This is a genomic window from Streptomyces sp. NPDC037126 (genome assembly GCF_055605965.1).
Genome location: NZ_JBVJTD010000004.1, coordinates 131,000 through 147,979, shown reverse-complemented (window position 1 = coordinate 147,979; position 16,980 = coordinate 131,000). Strand labels below are relative to the sequence as shown.

The 16,980-nt window shown below is 73.7% G+C and carries 17 protein-coding genes and 1 pseudogene; 6 read left to right on the top strand and 12 right to left on the bottom strand.

All coding sequences use genetic code 11. The features are described 5' to 3' along the window. Positions 1-82: 82 nt before the first annotated feature. The 4 genes and pseudogenes from ACZ7FF_RS12195 to ACZ7FF_RS12180 form a co-directional block, all read right to left on the bottom strand. A pseudogene (locus ACZ7FF_RS12195) lies at positions 83-440 on the bottom strand (aminoglycoside phosphotransferase family protein); the annotation flags it as partial. A gap of 123 nt (positions 441-563) precedes the next feature. Next, positions 564-1,985 (bottom strand): alpha/beta hydrolase family protein, encoded by a 1,422-nt coding sequence (locus ACZ7FF_RS12190; protein ID WP_470811681.1) that lies wholly within the window; start codon positions 1,983-1,985, stop codon positions 564-566. Positions 1,986-2,024: 39 nt separating this feature from the next. Continuing rightward, entirely contained in the window at positions 2,025-2,588 is a 564-nt protein-coding gene (locus tag ACZ7FF_RS12185) for an ArsR/SmtB family transcription factor (RefSeq protein ID WP_470811680.1), read from the bottom strand. A 350-nt stretch (positions 2,589-2,938) separates the two neighbouring features. After that, positions 2,939-3,256, bottom strand: coding sequence for an STAS domain-containing protein (locus tag ACZ7FF_RS12180; RefSeq protein ID WP_470811678.1), 318 nt, complete (start codon positions 3,254-3,256; stop codon positions 2,939-2,941). A gap of 1,412 nt (positions 3,257-4,668) precedes the next feature. Between ACZ7FF_RS12180 and ACZ7FF_RS12175 the strand changes: the two genes are divergently transcribed. Beyond that, positions 4,669-5,418: a restriction endonuclease gene (locus ACZ7FF_RS12175; RefSeq protein WP_470811676.1), complete on the top strand. Its 750-nt coding sequence runs from the start codon at positions 4,669-4,671 to the stop codon at positions 5,416-5,418. 26 nt (positions 5,419-5,444) lie between these two features. Here ACZ7FF_RS12175 and ACZ7FF_RS12170 read toward each other — a convergent pair whose 3' ends face one another. The 7 genes from ACZ7FF_RS12170 to ACZ7FF_RS12140 form a co-directional block, all read right to left on the bottom strand. Then, the gene (locus ACZ7FF_RS12170; protein WP_470811674.1) at positions 5,445-5,702 is read right to left on the bottom strand and encodes a hypothetical protein; all 258 of its coding nucleotides are present in this window, start codon (positions 5,700-5,702) and stop codon (positions 5,445-5,447) included. A gap of 32 nt (positions 5,703-5,734) precedes the next feature. Further along, positions 5,735-7,897: an acetoacetate decarboxylase family protein gene (locus ACZ7FF_RS12165; protein ID WP_470811672.1), complete on the bottom strand. Its 2,163-nt coding sequence runs from the start codon at positions 7,895-7,897 to the stop codon at positions 5,735-5,737. A gap of 246 nt (positions 7,898-8,143) precedes the next feature. Next, entirely contained in the window at positions 8,144-8,806 is a 663-nt protein-coding gene (locus ACZ7FF_RS12160) for a response regulator (protein WP_470811671.1), read from the bottom strand. Next, positions 8,803-10,080, bottom strand: a complete 1,278-nt coding sequence (locus ACZ7FF_RS12155) for a sensor histidine kinase (RefSeq protein WP_470811669.1) — start codon at positions 10,078-10,080, stop codon at positions 8,803-8,805. The genes ACZ7FF_RS12160 and ACZ7FF_RS12155 overlap by 4 nt, the downstream gene beginning before the upstream one ends. 27 nt (positions 10,081-10,107) lie before the next feature. Continuing rightward, the gene (locus ACZ7FF_RS12150) at positions 10,108-10,947 is read right to left on the bottom strand and encodes an ABC-2 transporter permease (protein WP_470811668.1); all 840 of its coding nucleotides are present in this window, start codon (positions 10,945-10,947) and stop codon (positions 10,108-10,110) included. Next, positions 10,944-11,882, bottom strand: a complete 939-nt coding sequence (locus ACZ7FF_RS12145) for an ABC transporter ATP-binding protein (RefSeq protein ID WP_470811666.1) — start codon at positions 11,880-11,882, stop codon at positions 10,944-10,946. The genes ACZ7FF_RS12150 and ACZ7FF_RS12145 overlap by 4 nt, the downstream gene beginning before the upstream one ends. A 189-nt stretch (positions 11,883-12,071) precedes the next feature. Continuing rightward, positions 12,072-12,524, bottom strand: coding sequence for a flavodoxin family protein (locus ACZ7FF_RS12140; RefSeq protein ID WP_470811664.1), 453 nt, complete (start codon positions 12,522-12,524; stop codon positions 12,072-12,074). 121 nt (positions 12,525-12,645) lie between these two features. Here ACZ7FF_RS12140 and ACZ7FF_RS12135 point away from each other — a divergent pair, with 121 nt between their 5' ends. Beyond that, positions 12,646-13,287, top strand: a complete 642-nt coding sequence (locus ACZ7FF_RS12135; RefSeq protein WP_470811662.1) for a class I SAM-dependent methyltransferase — start codon at positions 12,646-12,648, stop codon at positions 13,285-13,287. Positions 13,288-13,441: 154 nt separating this feature from the next. On the opposite strand, the gene ACZ7FF_RS12130 is transcribed toward ACZ7FF_RS12135, so the two are convergent. Beyond that, positions 13,442-13,975 (bottom strand): GNAT family N-acetyltransferase, encoded by a 534-nt coding sequence (locus ACZ7FF_RS12130; RefSeq protein ID WP_470811661.1) that lies wholly within the window; start codon positions 13,973-13,975, stop codon positions 13,442-13,444. 117 nt (positions 13,976-14,092) lie between these two features. Between ACZ7FF_RS12130 and ACZ7FF_RS12125 the strand changes: the two genes are divergently transcribed. The 4 genes from ACZ7FF_RS12125 (at position 14,093) to ACZ7FF_RS12110 (ending at position 16,973) form a co-directional block, all read left to right on the top strand. Continuing rightward, positions 14,093-14,428 carry a hypothetical protein gene (locus ACZ7FF_RS12125; protein WP_470811659.1) on the top strand — a complete coding sequence of 112 codons (336 nt, stop codon included), beginning with the start codon at positions 14,093-14,095 and terminating at the stop codon, positions 14,426-14,428. 171 nt (positions 14,429-14,599) lie between these two features. Beyond that, entirely contained in the window at positions 14,600-15,331 is a 732-nt protein-coding gene (locus ACZ7FF_RS12120) for a TetR/AcrR family transcriptional regulator (protein ID WP_470811657.1), read from the top strand. Beyond that, positions 15,331-16,218 carry an alpha/beta fold hydrolase gene (locus ACZ7FF_RS12115; protein WP_470811655.1) on the top strand — a complete coding sequence of 296 codons (888 nt, stop codon included), beginning with the start codon at positions 15,331-15,333 and terminating at the stop codon, positions 16,216-16,218. The genes ACZ7FF_RS12120 and ACZ7FF_RS12115 overlap by 1 nt, the downstream gene beginning before the upstream one ends. 83 nt (positions 16,219-16,301) lie before the next feature. Further along, positions 16,302-16,973: a lipoprotein gene (locus ACZ7FF_RS12110; protein WP_470811654.1), complete on the top strand. Its 672-nt coding sequence runs from the start codon at positions 16,302-16,304 to the stop codon at positions 16,971-16,973. Positions 16,974-16,980 lie beyond the last annotated feature (7 nt).

The window sequence follows — 16,980 nt, the reverse complement described above, 5'->3', positions numbered from 1 at the left end:
GGGAGACGGAAAGGTCGGGGGCAGAGCCAGGGGACCGGCCGGTCATGCGGGTCCGGCCGCGCACAGGGCTCGACCGGACCGTTCAGAACGGGTACGGGCACACCGTCTCGTCCCCGGAGCGCACGGTGGCCACTCGCCGCTCGAACTCGGCGAGTGTCCCGGGGTCGGAGGCGCCTCGTCGGGGAGCCCGTAGCGGGCGTGGGAGAGGGCCATGACGACCGGATCGTGCTCGCCGAGGTCGGCGGAGGAGGTCTCCAGGTCGACCAGGACCGGGCCGCCGGGGCCGATGTGTACATGGCGGCGGAGCGCACCACCATGGACGGGGCCCGCTGCCGGACGGGGCGTCAGTACCGCCGCTTTCGCGCGAAGCCGTCCCGGCGCTCGCGCAGCCAGGCCGCGTCCTCGGGCGCGATCGCGTCACCGGTGAGCCGCAGCCGGCGCACTCTCGAAACCTCGTTCCCGCGCAACCAAGGCCTCCTGCGGGTGACGGTTCTGACGACTGCGCCGCTGCGCCCTCCGGCGCGTGCGGGAGGCTGCAGGGACGGGAGAGGGACGCGACGGCCTCACGCGGCAACACCCCACCACACCGCCCACGGGACGAACCCGACCGCAGCCAGCCCGACCGAGATCAGCCCCAGCCAGGTCACCCTGCTCGGCGTCAGCCGTCGGCGCCAGAGCGTGGCTGCCGAGACACAGGCGCACACCAGTACGGCGACGTCGAGCGCCTGCACCCCGAGCCACATGGCCGGACGGCCCCACACGACGGGCGCCGCCGCACCGTCGCCCGCCACGTAGACGGCGAGCGGGCAGGTCACCGTCGCCACCACCGCCAGCAGGCCGAGTCCGGCCAGCCATCGCACCGGGCGCAGGACCGGGCCGCGGCGTGCGAGCGCACCCATCGGGTAGGCGGCGAAGCCGAGGAGCAGCAACGCAGGGGCGAGCCAGGAGTACCAGGCGTGGTCCGGTACAGGGGTGGTGGCGAGTGCTTGCCTGGGTGCGGGGGCGGTGCTCGAGGCCGGGGGGTGGCCGGCGGCGACGGCCCGCACCCATGTGGTCATGGTCTGCGCATAGTGCGGGGCCAGCTCCCCCAGCTTCTTGCCGTGGAAGAGCGGGCCGCCGATCCGGTCGAACCCGTCGGACGTGCGGTGCCCGTTGTGCGCACCGCCGGCGACGAAGCCGATGACGGCGTGCCGGTTCCCGGCACGGGCCAGGGCCTTCTGGAAGCTCCGTGCGCTCTCCTGGGGCGGCACCTGCGTGTCGTGATCGCCCCACAGAGCCAGCACCGGGGTTCGGTGGAGCCGCTCCAGCGCGGGCAAGGGGTCGTAGCCGGCCGCAGGGAACAGGCCCGTCGAGGCCAGGAATCGGGCGGCGGGGCCGGCTACGGTGCGACGGAACGGTCCGCCCACCCCTTGATGCTGCAGATGCGTGGTGAGGTTCCAGGCCTGGGTACGCAGCGGGTCGTAGCCGGGCCCGCCGATGGTGACGACGAACGCGACGTCGGTCGAGCGTGACGCGGCCAGCGGCGCCACCCAGCCCCCCTCGCTGAACCCCCACAGCCCGACCTGGCGTGGGTTCACCCCGCTCCTGGACTGCAACAACCGCACTCCGGCGAGCGCGTCGTCGGCCAGCAGGCCGAAGTCCACATGGAGCCTGGAGTAGCCGACGGTCCGCTTGTCATAGAGGAGCGTGGTGATCCCGGCCCGGGCGAACGCCTCGGCCTCCTGACGGTACTCCTGCCGGGGCCCGGCGCCCGAGCCGCCGACGAGTACGATGCCCGGTCCCGTGCCGGCTGCTCCGTTCTCGCTCAGGAGGGTGCCGTTCAGGACGAGTCCGCCGCCGCCCCGGAACGTCACCTCCTGGCGGACCAGCCCGCCCCCGCCCGCGTATGCCATGGGCGCGGACAGCAGGAGGAGGGTGCTGGCTAATATGCCGGAACAAACGGCCAGTACGGCGCGCATCGGGGCGGAGTTAGCCGGGAGCGGCATGGCTTGCATCTCCCCTTCTTTGTCGGTTGGGCCGCGCGGTCAGTCGGTCTCGGGAATCCCGAGCAGCCGGACGAGCACGGTCCGCGCCCCGGACGCCTCCCCTCGTTCCGGGGCCGAGTACCGGTAGAGGAGCGCGATGTACTCCTCGAAGAACGCGCGGAGCTGGTCGGGGTCGACCCGGAGCGTGGCGCGCGAGAAGAGCGCCGCGTCGGCCCAGGGCCCAAGCGTGTCGCGCGCCTCCTCGAACCGCCGTGCGGAGTCGATCAGTTCGGCGAGGTTGAGTCGATGCATCTCGGTCAGTGCCTCGCGCATCTGCGGCGTCTGTCGGCTGTACGGCGGGAACCGCCGGTCTCCCGGCACGGCCCGCCACCACCGCTCCCGCCCTTTCGCCAGCTCCGGGACCTCTTCTACGAAGCCGTACTTGGCCAGCTGTCGCAGGTGGTAGCTCACCAGCCCCGTGCTCTCGCCCAATTCGCGTGCCAGCGCGGTGGAGTTGGCGGGCCCCCGGCGCAGGCTTCGCTCGATCTTCTGCCGCATCGGGTGCGCGAAGGCGCGCAACGCCTCGACATCGCTGATCTCTTGGGCGGGCGGTTGTTCGGCCATGCCGGAAGGCTACAAGTTGCAAATGACCCTTGCAAGGCATCCTTGCAACTCACCTCGACCGCCGGCCCTGCACCGTCGGATCACGCCCTCGAACCAGGGTCCGTCTTCGAAGTTCACCGGACGGTGGATCACGGCCGGGTGATAGGTCACCTGAACTCGCATATCAGCAGCGGGAGTTACTCGCTCCGCTGATACCACGAGCCGCTGAGGGGCGGCCACGCGTTGCAGACCGGCAGGTCGTCAACGGCATGGTCCACGGCACAGGCCCGTGCTCCGTGGCCCCCTGCACCCAGTCAGGCAGCCTGGGCTGACAGTCCGCTATCGGGCGGCATGGAGCGGGCCGCAGCAGATCACGCCCCGGGCCGCGCGTGCAGCACGGTCTCTCGGAACTGGGCGTAGGTATCGGTCAGCTCCAGTACGCGCCACACCTGGGGCTGCACGCCGCGCACTTCCACCGCGCCGCCGCCCGCGACGACTCGCCGGCGCAAGCACAGCAGCAAGCCCAGACCGCTGGCGTCCATGAACGTCACCCGGGTCATGTCGAGGGTGAGGCCCTCGCCGGAGATCGCGAGCGAGGCGACGCCCGGGGTGATCTGCGAGCAGGTGGTGAAGTCCAGTTCCCCGGCCATGGTCATCACGATCCGGCCGGGGGCATGGCTGATCTGCACATCCAAAAATTGGTGCACGGGGTGAACCGCCGTTCGGGTCGAAAGCCCATTACGGTCGGACTCCCACTGCCGGAAGAAGGCCGTCAAGCGCGCGGCACTGACGCCGCTCACAGCCAAGCAAGACCACCCGCACCCACCCACGGCCACCACGTCGGTGACCACCCGGCAGCGCAGGGTCTCCTACCAGACCAGGCTGGTTGTCCGTCCAGCCTGGCACAGCATCGCACCCAGCACTAGGTCCTGTCGTTTGGATCACGCCGCGCGGCGCGGTCGGCTGACAACGCACCGTGGGCCAAGCCGACCTGATCCGAACGACAGGCCCTGGACCGCATGGTCCGGGCCGCGTGAGCGGAAGGCGGCCCTCCATACAGCGAGGGCCAGGCACAACCAGGCCCAAGACGGGGTGGCTTGCCGTCCGAATCCGGTCCGCAGGGCCACCAGGTGCCGGCTGGGCCGATCTGCTCAGCACAGCCGGCGTCGGCAGCCTGCCGACACAGCGCCTCGGCTTCCTCCCGGTCTCCGACCGCGGCCCGCGGCTGTGCCAGAAGTACCAGCGCTCCTGGGTGTGCACTGCCGGCTGCGCGCCCGCAGCCGACTCCATCGGGAACAGGATGCGGGAGGCCGGGGCCCAAGTGCAGATCACCCGCCACCACATCAACCGGCCGCCGGTCCTCCGCGAGCACCCGCGCCCCGACCGCCCGTCCTGCCGGATCATCCAGGACGGCGCCCCGGCCACGAACGTCCACGAGTGGACCGACGCCCTGGCGATCGAGCACCGCGGCGGCTGCCGTGGCGACGGCCACCTCCTGGTCCTGCCCGCGGCAACGTCGGCGGCTTCACGACCGACCCGCCGTCTCCGCCACTGTGCAGATGCGCGCCGAGACCGTGTTCCACCTGCACAGCCGCCTCGTGCCCCGAACCGCCGGCGACGGCCTCGCCCTGCCCTGGACTCACCCCTTCAGGAAGTCGCTGTGCGCATCGATCCGTTCATCGGGCGCGCGCACCTCGCCAAGGGAGGGCATGATCGTGCGGCTCGCCGGCCGGGGCTCTCTTGACGGGCCCCGAGGGCGGGCTGGTGAGCACGCACGGTCGTGGAGTCGACCGCGACGACCCGGTTCGGATCTCCTTCGCCGTCGGCCTGGGAAAGCAGCCGTGGCGATTCCGGTGGAGCCCCGTCACCCGGGGGCGATGGCCTTCCGGCGGGCGAGGTGCGCATGGTGGCCGCGGAGCGACTCGCCCACCGGATCGTCGAGTACGGACGCGTCGCCGTTCGTCATCGTGCCGTGCCCTTCCTGACGCGCGTGGTCGGCGCCTTTGCCGAGAACCTCCGGGCATCTCGGCAGGCGAGTGCGGAGCGATCTTGGGCATTCGTAGATCACTGATCTTCGTTCGCCGTCCGGAAGAGAGCCAGGATGACCATACCCGCGCGCCCTGTTCGAAGCGTCCGCCGGGACCGGCGCTTCGATCTGCGCACCACCACCCTGTTCTTCGTACTGCTCGCGATCCTCTTCTGCCTCCTCGCGTTCCTGGTGCGCACCGCAGCGGGCATCGTCGAGCGCCGCCCGCTGTTCGCGACGGCCCTGGCGATGCTCGCTCTCGCGGCCGCCCTGCTGTCCCGGCCGGGACGGCGCAGGCTGTCCGCCGGGAGAGCCGCCCGCAGAGCCGCGCGGGCACTGCACGAAGCGGCCGAGCGGGCGTCGGACAGCCTGGACCGCGCCACGGTGGTGCAGGAAGCCGCTCCGCCCGTGCCCCTCGACCCCCTGGCCGACTGCGCCGAGCTGGACCCCGACGGCTTCGAGCAGGCCGTGGCCGAGCTGTGCACCAGGGACGGCTGCCTGGAGGTGGAGGTCGTGGGGGGCGCCGGGGATCTGGGGGCGGACGTCGTCGCCTTCACGCCGGACGGGCGGCGCGTGGTCGTCCAGTGCAAGCAGTACGGCGAGACCAACAAGGTCGGCTCACAGGACATGCAGCGCTTCGGGGGCACCTGTTTCACCATCCACGAGGCCGACATCGCGGCGCTCGTCACCACGAGCGAGTTCACGGAACCCGCTCTCGAGTACGCACGGCAGTGCGGGATCGTCTGCATGGACGGCGTCGACCTCGCGGCGTGGCGCGACGGGACGGGCCCGGCCCCGTGGCACCTGGGCGGCAACGACCGCTGAGCGTGCGGTCGGGTGACCCGCGCGCCCTATCGGCCCGCGTGGGCGGTCAACGCCTCGGCCGCCGTACGCAGTCGCTCGGCGGCCGTGGTGCACGCGGCGGCCTGCCGCTCCAGCGTGGGGCGGCTCCCGTCGGGTGCCGCCGGGCAGGTGGTCAGGGTGGCCGCGGTGGCGAGCAGCCGCCGGGCGTAGCCGTCCATGAGATCCGCGTCGGCCCGCAACTGGGCTGCTCGCTTGAGGAGTTCGACGGCGGGAGCCGTGATCGCTCCGGTGGGCTCGGTCACCATGCGGCTCCCAACTCGGTTCGGTGGTACGGGTGTCAGCGCGGCACCACGGCACCGGCGCTGCGATGCGCCGTGTACTGGGGGCAGGTCAGCACGAACAGCGGCCGGGCCGCGTCGATGCCGAGCCGGCGCAGCTGTCCGGCGAGGGGTTCGGCCGCGGCGGTGTCGAGCCGCACCCGGAGCCCGGTGCCCGGGTGCAGCCGGGGCCGGCCGTGGGCCCGGACCAGGGTGCGCACCGCGCTCTCGCCCCGGCGGCCGTAGAGGACCCAGTCCGGCTGGGGGCAGCGGACGCCCGGTGCGAGCCGGCCCTGGACGGCGAACCCGAGGTCCCGCGACCGTACGGCGACGTCCCGGTCGGTCAGATCGGCCTCGGCTCTCATCCGGGTGGCGGGCTGGCCCCATATCTCCTGCGCGGCCACCCGGGCCTCCTCGCTGGTGACGGCGAGGGAGAGGACGTACCGGCCGGTGCGGCGCAGGTCGGCACGGCGCAGCAGATCGGCGACGGCGTCGTACGGGCGGGGCCGCCACAGGTCGTCGACCAGCAGGGACAGGGCGATCTCGGTGTACGGGCCGATCGTGGTGCAGCGGTGCTCGTGGAGCGAGAGCACGGCCATGGCCCGCCCGCCCGGCCGGCTCGGTGTCAGCGGCGGGGCCCCGGGCAGCAGGCCCCGGGCCGCGGCGGCGTCGACCGGGAAGCAGAGGTGGGCGGCGGAGGAGTCGTAGTAGCGCACCGGCACCTCGACCGGACCCGCCGCGCTGGGGACGGAGGTGGTGGGCAGGGTGAGGAAGGGGTGACCCTCGGGCGGGTGCGCGCGGTCCCCGAGCCGGTAGGCCCGGGTGCGCACGATGGGGCCGTGGTAGGGCGTGAGGGCCTCGTCGATGTCCGCGCGGGCCTCGGGGACGACGGTCCTGAGGTGCTCCATGTACGCGTGCGGCTGGTGGCACAGCGGGAACTCGTGGGTGGGCCCGGGGTAGTCGACCTCGTACAGGTGGGGGTGCGGTGGCGACGCGGGGCCCGCCTCGCCACCGTCGAGGACGGGCACGATGTCGTGCCGGTTGGTGACGGTGGCGATCCAGGTACGCGGGTCGGCGGGCTTCCTGTCGCCCGCCGGGGAGCCGACGGCGACGACGTGGGTGACTCGGTGGGCGCGGCAGAACTCCTCGTCCTGGGCGAGGTTCAGCACCGCCGTCCCGCCCTCACCGTGCCCGATCAGCGCGAGTTCGGCGCCTCGCGGGATGCCGTAGTCCGCCAGGGCGAGCACGATCGAGCGGGTGTACGGCGAGTCGGCCCGAAGGAGGTTGTGCCAGGCGGCGGCCAGGTCTCCCGGGGAGTCGGGGCGGGGGCGGCCGGGTGCCAGGCCGGGCGCCTGGACCACGTAGCGGACGACGCCGTCGGGGCCGCGCACGTTCTGCACCAGGATCCGGCCTCCGGCGGACAGCATCTCGATGTTGCGCAGGAAGCCGAGGAAGGAGCCCTCGGTGGCCATGACCTGCTTCTCCTGATCGGTGAGGTGCACAGGTTCGGCGGCGCCCTCGCCACGGTCCGGGCCCGCGCGGCCGGAGGCGCCGAGCGGCGGGGCGGCGAACGGCGCGGGACCGGCGGCGGGCACCCGACCGCCGTGGTCACTCCCGGTGCCGGATCCCAACAAGGCCCGGATCGCGAGGAGTTCGGTCATCAGCGGCGCGAGTCCGGACAGGGTGCGCCGGGCCGCCGGGTCCCGGAACAGGGCACGCAGGGCCCGTACGGCCTCCTGGTCGCGGTCGGTGGCGAGCGCGCGGATCAGCCGGCGCATGCCCGGATCCTGGCCGACCTCGGGGTGGTCGACGAGCACCGCGGCGATCCGCAGGCGCAGGGAGGTGACGGCCACCAGGGCGGCCAGGCTCTCCCGGCCGAGCGCCCCCGCGGCGGCGCCGAGCACACGGGCCATGCCCTTGGGGGCCGCGATCGCCGCGCCGCCGAGGCCCTGCCCGTCGGTCAGGGCCCGCAGCAGCGCCCATCGGGCGGCGAGTCCGGTGCGGGGCCGCCGGCGCGCGGAGCCGGTCGGGGACGGCGCGAACAGGGCGGTGCCGGTGCGCGCGGAGACCGCGCGGATGCCCTCGGCGACGTCCACCACCTCCCGCGCGCAACGGCGCAGCAGTTCCCTGGCGTCCTGTCCGTCCGGCGTGGGCCGTACGGGTGCGGTGTCGTCCGTTCGCATCCGACGCTCCCTCGGCTCGACGACGTACGACCGGCTGCGGTCGCGCCGGCGGAGCACGACCCGGGTCCATCGTCGGGCAGGGCCACCGGCCCCGCACCTCCGTCCGGCCCCGCCGCGGACGCGCGCGGGAGCGGCGCGGCCCGGAGTACGGGACTTCCGGCGCCACATGGCGTCCGCGCCGTCGTCGCGGACGGTCCCCGGGCGGTCCCCCGTTCGGCGCAACGCGCGGCCGGGGCGGGCCCGCCCTCAGAGGGCGTTGGGCCGGGCGAGTCCCAGGTCGTAGGCGAAGATCACCGCCTGGATGCGGTCGCGGGCGCCTATCTTGGCGAGGACACGGCCGACGTGGGTCTTGACCGTGGACTCGGACAGCACGAAGTGGGCGGCGATCTCGCCGTTGGTCCAGCCCCTGCCGATGGCGACGAGGATCTCCCGCTCGCGCTCGGTCAGCGCCGCGAGCCGGGGGTCGTCGGCGTCGTCGCGGGCGGGCCCGTAGCGGGCGTACTCGTCCAGGAGGCGGCGGGTGAGGGCGGGCGCGATGACCGCGTCGCCGCCGGCGACGGCGCGGATGCCGGCGAGGAGTTCCTCGGGGCGGGCGTCCTTCAGCAGGAAGCCGCTGGCTCCGGCGCGCAGGGCGGCGTGGACGTACTCGTCGAGGTCGAAGGTGGTGAGCATGAGGACGCGCGAGCGGTCGCCGGCGGCGACGATGCGGCGGGTGGCCTCGATGCCGTCCATCCCGGGCATGCGGATGTCCATGAGGACGACGTCGGGGCGCAGTTCGGCGGTCCTGCGCACGGCCTCGGCACCGTGCGCCGCCTCGCCGACCACCTCCGTCTCGGGCACGGAGTCGAGCAGCATCCGGAACCCGTACCGCTGCAGCGGCTGGTCGTCGACGACGAGCACGGTGGTCACCGGGCACCGTCCCCGGGGGTGAGGTCAAGGGTGGCGGCGACCGCCCAGCCGCCGCCCGGGGCGGGGCCCGCGCTGACGTTCCCGCCGTAGAGCGCCGCTCTCTCGCGCATGCCCACCAGGCCGTGTCCCTCCTCGTTCGGCGGTCCCGGCCGGGCCGCCGGGCCGGTGTCCCGGACGTCGATGCCGATCCGGGTGTCCTCGACGTCGATCGCCAGGTTCACCCGGGTGCCGGCGCCGGCGTGTTTCAGCGTGTTCGTCATGGCTTCCTGCACGATCCGGTAGACCGTCAGCTGTACCCCGCCGTCCAGCCCGTCGACGTCCCCGGCGGTCCGGTAGACGACGTCGAGACCGGCGGCCCGCACACCCTCGCACAGCGCGTCGATGTCGGCGAGGCCGGGTTGCGGGCTGAGCTCGGGCTCGGCGGCGGGGCCGTCCGGTTCGCGCAGCACGCCGAGCACGCGCCGCAGTTCCCCGAGCGCCTGGCGGCCGGTGTCGCCGATGAGCCGGAGCGCCTCGATCCCGCGTTCCGGGGCGGCGCCACCCGCGTACGCGCCGGCGTCGGCGAGGGTGATGATGACGGACAGGTTGTGGCCGACGATGTCGTGCATCTCCCGGGCGACCCGGGTGCGCTCGGTCGCGGCCGCCAGCCGGCTGCGCTGGTCGCGTTCGATCTCCAGCCGCGCCGCCCGCTCGCGCAGCCCGGCCAGCTGCGCGCGGCGGATCCGGATCATCAGGCCGAGCGCGAGGGCCGCGGTCGCCGTGCTCACCAGGAAGAACAGGGCGTCCCCCACGGACACGGCGGCCGACACCCGCACGGCGACCAGGGCCAGTGCGCCGGTCATGGCGGCGCAGGCCCACGGCAGCTGCCGCAGTCGGCCGTGCAGGGCCATGCTGTACAGGGCGATGAAGAGGGCGATGTCCGCGCGCAGCGCGGCACCCAGGGACCACTGGACGACGAACACGGCGGCGACCGCCGCGAAGGCCGCCGCCGGCCGCCGCCGTCGCCACAGCAGCGGCAGCACCAGGCCCGCCTGCAGGGCGAGCATGCCCGCGAGTGGCAGACGGGTGAGCGCGAGCCGGAACCTGCGGTGTCCGTCGCCGTCGCCGGCGCCCCCGTGCAGCAGGTCCGGCAGGCAGAACATCAGGAAGACCACGACCACCACCGCGGTGTCCAGCACCCACGGGTGGGCGCGGTCGGCCTGCCGGAGCCGCTGGCCGGCCCGGCCGAGCCGGGCGACCAGCGGCCCCATGCCGCTGAGTTCTTCGGTGGTCATTCGGTCTCCGCCGCGCGGTGCGCTTGGTCAGACGTCGCTGCGCAGCAGACGGTACGCCGCCCCGGCCAGCGCGAGCGCGGTCCAGCCGAGGAAGACGAGCAGTCCGGCGCCGGGCGAGAGGGTGGTGGAGTCGTGCGTCAGGGCGAAAACGGACTGGCCCGCGTTGCCCGGCAGGTACGGGCTGACGTCGTTCTGCCAGGAGCTGGGCAGGAGGGAGACCAGCCCGGGGACGAGCATGAGGGCGGCGACGAGGACCGAGATGCCGCCGGCGACGGAGCGCAGCAGCGCGCCCAGGGCGGTGCCGATCACGCCGACCAGACCGAGGTAGAGCCCGGCGCCGAGCAGGCTGCGGACGACTCCCGCGTCGCCCAGGCTCAGGGCGGCGGAGGTGCCGGAGACGATCCGGCTGCCGATGAGGAAGGCGACGCACGCGCCGACGGTGCCGACGACCAGCGCGACCAGCCCGTACACCGTCGCCTTGGACCACAGCACGGGCAGCCGGCGCGGTACGGCCGCCATGGTGGAGCGGATCATGCCGGTGGAGTACTCCCCCGCCGTGACCAGCACGCCGAGGACCCCGAGGGCCAGCTGGGCGAAGTTGGTGCCGAAGAGGGACAGGCTCACGGCCGTGGCGTGGGCGAAGTCCCGGTCCATGCGGGGGGAGCCGATCATGGACTTGTAGCGGCTCGCGGCGATGACGCCGAAGGCGACGAGGAACAGCAGCCCGAGGCCGAGGGTGATCCAGGTGGAGCGCAGGGTCCAGAGTTTGGCCCACTCCGAGGACAGCACGCGCCGTCCGGTGACCCGGTAGTCCGGGCGGGCGGGAGCGCTCGTGGGCGCCTCGGCGGTGGTGGTGAGGGTGCTCATGCGGCGCTCCCGGGGATCTCGGTGCCCGTCGTGGAGCCGTGGTACTCCACGGCGTCCCTGGTCAGTTCCATGAAGGCCGACTCCAGCGAGACCGCCTTCGAGGTCAGTTCGAACAGGGGGATCCCGTGCTCGGCCGCCTTCAGCCCGATCTCGCGGGCGGTCACCCCGGTCACCTGCAGCTCCTCGGAGCCGATGCGCCCGGTGATCTCCACGCCCGGCCCGGCCAGCACCTCCCGCAGCCGAGCGGGGTCCTGGGTCGCGACCTTCACGGTGTCGCCGCCGGCCTCGCGCACCAGGTCCCGTACGGTCGTGTCGGCGAGCAGCCGTCCCCGGCCCACGACGATCAGGTGGTCCGCCACCAGCGCGACCTCGCTCATCAGGTGCGAGGAGACGAACACGGTGCGCCCCTCGGCCGCGAGCGTGGTCAGCAGGTTGCGGATCCAGAGCACGCCCTCGGGGTCGAGCCCGTTGACGGGCTCGTCCAGCATCACCGTCTGCGGGTCGCCGAGCAGGGCCGCCGCGATGCCGAGCCGCTGCCCCATGCCGAGCGAGAAGGCCCCGGCCCGTTTCCCGGCCACGCTGCCGAGACCGGACAGTTCGATGACCTCGTCGACCCGGCGGCGCGGGATGCCGTGGGTCAGCGCGAGCGCCCTGAGGTGGTTGTAGGCGGAGCGGCCCGGGTGGACGGACTTCGCCTCCAGCAGGGCGCCGACCTCCTGGAGCGGGGCGCGGTGGCGGGCGTAGCGCCGGCCGTTGACCGTGACGGAGCCGCTGGTGGGGGCGTCGAGGCCGACGATCATGCGCATGGTGGTGGACTTGCCGGCGCCGTTCGGGCCCAGGAAGCCGGTGACGGTGCCCGGCTTCACGACGAACTCCAGGCCGTCGACCGCGGTCTTCTCGCCGTACCTCTTGGTCAGTCGCTGTGCGTCGATCATTCGCGTTCCCTCTCTCGGACTCCGGCGTCCGTCGCGCTCGACGCCTCATCCTCAACGCTAGGGTCCGCGGCCGCCCCGACCCGTGGTACCGGGGGCTGAACGGGGCAGGTCTGGTGGTACCGCGGTACTACGCAGGCCCGGGCGCCGGCGGGCGGGCGTACCCGGAGGCCGGGGGCGCGGCGGGCCGCGTCAGGCCGACAGTCCGGCGGCGACGGTCGCTCCGAGCTCCCAGCACGCCTCCGTGTCCGTCCTGCCCGGTTCGCCGGTGACCGTGACCGGGTCGGCCGCACGGCGCCAGCCGAGCCCGGTCGTGATGGACTCGATGGCACGGACGGCGCCGGTCACGTCGTTGCCGCCGTGGACGTAGTAGCCGAAGGGGCGGCCGCGGGTCTCGTCGAGGCAGGGGTAGTAGATCTGGTCGAAGAAGTGCTTGAGGGCGCCGGAGACGTAGCCGAGGTTGGCGGGCGTGCCGAGGAGGTAGCCGTCGGCTTCGAGGACGTCGGCCGCGCCGGCCGACAAGGCGGCCCGACGGACGACCCGGACGCCCTCGATCTCGGGTGTCGTGGCCCCGGAGACGACGGCCTCGAACAGGGCCTGGCAGTTGGGCGACGGGGTGTGGTGGACGATCAGCAGGGTGGGCACACCCGAACCCTGCCGTGCGCGGGCCGGGGTGCGCAAACGGGTCCGCGGCGGCGCCGTTGTGGGCGGCGGCCCGGGATGCGACGATGCCCGGCGGCGGTGCGGGACGACGGGAGGAGCCGTGGTGGCCGAGGACGAGCGCCGGGTGCCGGCGGCCGTGGTGTTCGACGCGCTGGGTCTGGACTACGAGAAGGCGTTCGCCTCTTCCGAGGCGCACCGGGCGTCCCTGCGCTGGCTGCTGGACCGGCTGGAGCCGGGCAGCCGGGTGCTGGACGTGGGCAGCGGGACCGGACGGCCCACCGCCGAGACCCTCGCCGAGGCGGGTCACCGCGTGCTCGGCGTCGACGTCTCCCCCGTCATGGTCCGGCTGGCCGCCAGGCAGGTGCCCGGCGCCGGGTTCCGGCTGGCGGACATCCGTGAACTCCCCCTGGAGGAGGGGGCGTACGACGCGGTCTGCGCCTACTTCTCGCTGCTCCAGATGTCCCGGGCCGAGCAGTCCGCCGTCGTACGCCGGCTGGCGCGGGCGGTACGGCCGGGCGGCCTGGTGGCGCTTGCGACCGTGCCCCTCGACGTGGAGGGCGTCGAGGCGGTCTTCATGGGTCAGCCGGTGCGGGTGACGAGCTTCGCCCCCGAGGACTTCACGGAGCTGGTGACCGGGGCGGGTCTGACGGTGCTGGCCGAGGAGCGTGCCCTGTTCGCCCCGGACCACCCCGGGGCCGGGTCCGAGCCGCACCTGTTCCTGCACTGCCGGCGCGCCGGGGAGTGATCCCGGGCGGCGCCCGACAGCCGTCGGCCGCGGGCCGGTCGGTGAGCCGGTCGACAGCGGCGCCCTGGTCGGTGGGCAGCGACCCCGGTGCCTATGCGCCGGCCGGGGAAGGACCGCGGGACTGGTTCGGCCGCCGCTCCCTCGGTTGCGCCCGTCAGTGCCCGGAGCCCGGGCGCCGACCCGTCTGTGGCCGCGGTACGGAGAAGTCCCCCAGGGCCCGGACGTACGTCAGCCCGGGGCGGCCGGAGAGCACCGTCTCGCCGGTCACGGTGAACCCCGTACGGGCCAGCACGGCCCGGGACGCCGCGTTGTCGAGGGTGGTCCGGGCCCGCAGCGCGGTCAGCCCGTAACGGCCCGCGGCGAGTCCGCACACCTCCAGCACGGCCGAGGTCGCCAGCCCCCGGCCCGCGGCCCGGCGCCCGATCCGGTAGCCGAGCTCGGCACCGCCGTCCACCAGGTCCATCAGGTTGATCCTCCCGAGCACCTCGCCCTCGTCGCCCACCAGCACGTGGAAACGGCAGATCCCGGACGCCTGCTCGGCCAGCAGGGCGCGGTGCCGCTCGTCGAACCGGGCGAAGTACTCGTCGCCCCGATCGGGGATGGACGCCGCGAAGTAGGCCCTGTTCTCCCGCTCGAACGCGAGCAGTGCGGGGGCGTGGTCCGGACGCAGCAACTGCAGCTCAGGCATGGGCGGGACGGTACGCCGGGCACTGGCGGGTCCGCCTGCCGATTTCCGCCCCCCGCGACCTCTGGAGTTCCTCAAATCGGCTTGGCCGCAGGGCGCCCGGCGGCCAGGGTGATCCACATGGCGGGAATCACGGGACTGAACAGGAAACACAACTTCGTACTGCTCCTCCGGGACGCGGACGTGGTGGCGGCCCGGCTGCGCGAGGCGCTGGCCGGGGCCTCGCCCGAGGAGCGCCCCGGACTGGAACGGGCCCTCACCGTGGCCGAGTCGACCGCCGCCGCCGACGATGCCCGGCTGCGCGGCGCCTGGGTCCGCTCGCGGCTGGCAGCCGCCGGCTTCACCGGCGACCTCGCCTCGGTCGCGGCACTGAAGGCGCTACGCCAGGCGGAGCCGATGCTGAGCCTGCTCGCCGCGGTACAGCTGCAGAAGGACGCAGTGGCCCACCCGGAGTGATCCGGGCACGCCGCCGGTGGAGCCCTGGCGCATGGGGCTCCCTTGCCCATGCGTCCAGTGGACGCATAAGGTGCGTCCACTGGACGCATGGTTTCGCCGGGCGCCCGGGCGGTGGCTGGGTTCCGGCTCCCCGCCGTGGCACCCCGGCCTGGTCGAACGGCACGCCTGGACATGACCCCACAGAGCGGCACGCACGACGAGCCGGTGCCCGAGGTCGGCTCGGCCGCCTGGTGGAGCGGACGCTACGCGGCTCGCGGCCGCCGGCGGACCCGGACCGAGGGGCTCACCCTCGACGCCGTCCTGGCCGCGTCGCTGCGGATCGCCGACGAGGAGGGACTGGACGCGCTGACGATGCGGGCGGTCGCCGAGCGGATGAGCGTGCGGCACACCTCGCTGTACCGCCACGTACCGAGCCGCGAGGCACTGCTCGTGGAACTGGTCGACCACATGCTGGGGGAGGTCTCACTCCCCCACCCGGGCGCGGACTGGCGGGCGGGCACCGAGGCCGGGGCCCGGGAGTACCGGCGGGTCCTGCTGGCGCACCGGGCCCTGGTCCCGCTGCTCACCCGCGGGCAGTTGCTCGGGCCCAACGCGCTCCGGGCCCGTGAGCAGGGTCTGCGCCTGCTGACCGAGGCGGGCTGGCCGGCCGAAAGCGCGGTGCGCATCTATCTCACGGTCACCCACTACGTGGTCGGGGCCGTGGTCCTGGACACCGGTGGCGCGGCCCGCACACGGGAGCAACGGGCGGCCATGAGCGATCTGTTCGCCTCGCTGCCCGCGGGACGGTATCCGCTCGTCACCGCCCACTCCGGCCTGCTGGGGGTCCCGGACGGCGAGCACGAGTTCGAGTTCGGTCTGCGATGCCTCCTCGACGGCATCGCCGGAACCTGGGAGGGCCGCTGATGTCCCGGACCACCATGCCGTCGAACGCCCGGTGGGCCGCGGGGGGCGACCGGTTCGGCGTGCGGGGGCGCACGGGCGCCCACACGCTGTTCGTCCGCCAGGACGGCCCCGCCGACGGTGCGCCGGTGACGCTCGTGCACGGCTTCCCCACTTCGTCGCACGACTGGTCGCCGATCGTGCCCCGGCTCGCGGAGAGGGGCCTTCGCGTCACGACGTTCGACCTGCTCGGCTTCGGACACAGCGACAAGCCGCGCCATCACCCCTACTCCGTGCTGGAACAGGCCGATCTGGTGGAGGACGTCTGGCGGACCCTCGGTATCGGCGACACAGCACTGGTCGCCCACGACTACGGGGTGAGCGTGGCCCAGGAACTGCTCGCGCGGAACTCCGGCCGCATCACGAGGATGGCCTGGCTCAACGGGGGCCTGTACCCCGATCTGCACCGCCCCATCGCCGTACAGCGGATGCTCCACGGGCGGTTCGGACCGCTGCTCGCCCACGCCGTGTCCGAGCGCGGCTTCCGCACCTCGATGCGCCGGGTGCTGGGCCGCGAGGTCCCGGACGAGGATCTGCACGCCATGTGGGAGAGCGTCTCCCGGGACCACGGCCACCTGCTGGCGCCGCGGCTGCTGCGCTACATCGACGAGCGGCGCGAACACCAGGCCCGCTGGATCGCCGCGCTGGAGGGCTACCGCGGCCCGGTCTCCTTCGTCTGGGGGCCGGCCGACCCGATCAGCGGTGCCCACGTACTCGCCCGCATCAGGGAACGCATGCCGTCGGCGAGCGTCACGGAACTCGCCGGCCCGCCCGCCGTCGGCCACTATCCGCAGGTCGAGGCCCCCGAGGAGGTCGCGGCCGCCCTGGGGACCTTCCTCGGTCCCACGTGACGAAAATGGGCGGGGGGTTGTCGGTACCCTCCGTTACAGTGGCGGCTCCGCATCGGAGGGGAGACGCAACAGTGCAGGTCAGGGTGGGGACAGTGGGGGGCCGGGCGGCCGTGGCGGTGGCGCTGGCGGCGCTGCTGGCCGGCTGCTCGGGGTCGGACGGCGGAGACGGGAAGAAGCCCGCGAGCGCGTCGCCGGCCGCGGACGCGGCGGGGGCCAAGTCCCCGGCGGCGAAGGACGACACGATCGGCGCCGCCGGTTCGGCCTGCGAACTGCCCGTCCGTTTCGCCGTCGCCAAGCAGTGGAAGCCCAAGGCGATCGACTCCGGCAAGGAGTCCAAGGGTTCCGACGGCGATCCGAGCGGGGCGCTCGCCGACGCCCTCCTGCGCCAGGGGCCGGTCACGGCAGCCTGCGAGATCGACGCAAAGCCGGCCGGTGACATCGGCTTCCTGCGCGTGTGGACGGGCAAGCCGGGCGACGCCGACACGCGCAGTGTCCTGCGGGCGTTCGTCGCCGCGGAGGACAACGTCAGCAAGGAGCGCTACCACTCCTTCCGCACCGGCGGCGGCCTCGACGCCGTGGAGGTGGAGTACCTCTACACGAGCAAGCTCCTGGACGAGACGAAGAAGGAGAGCGCCTTCGCCGTCGGCACGCCGGACGGCCCTGTCGTCGTGCACCTCGGCGGTATGGACACCGAGGAGCACGACGCGATGCTGCCCGCGTACGAACTGGCCAAGCGGAGCATGACGCTCTCCTGAGGGCCGT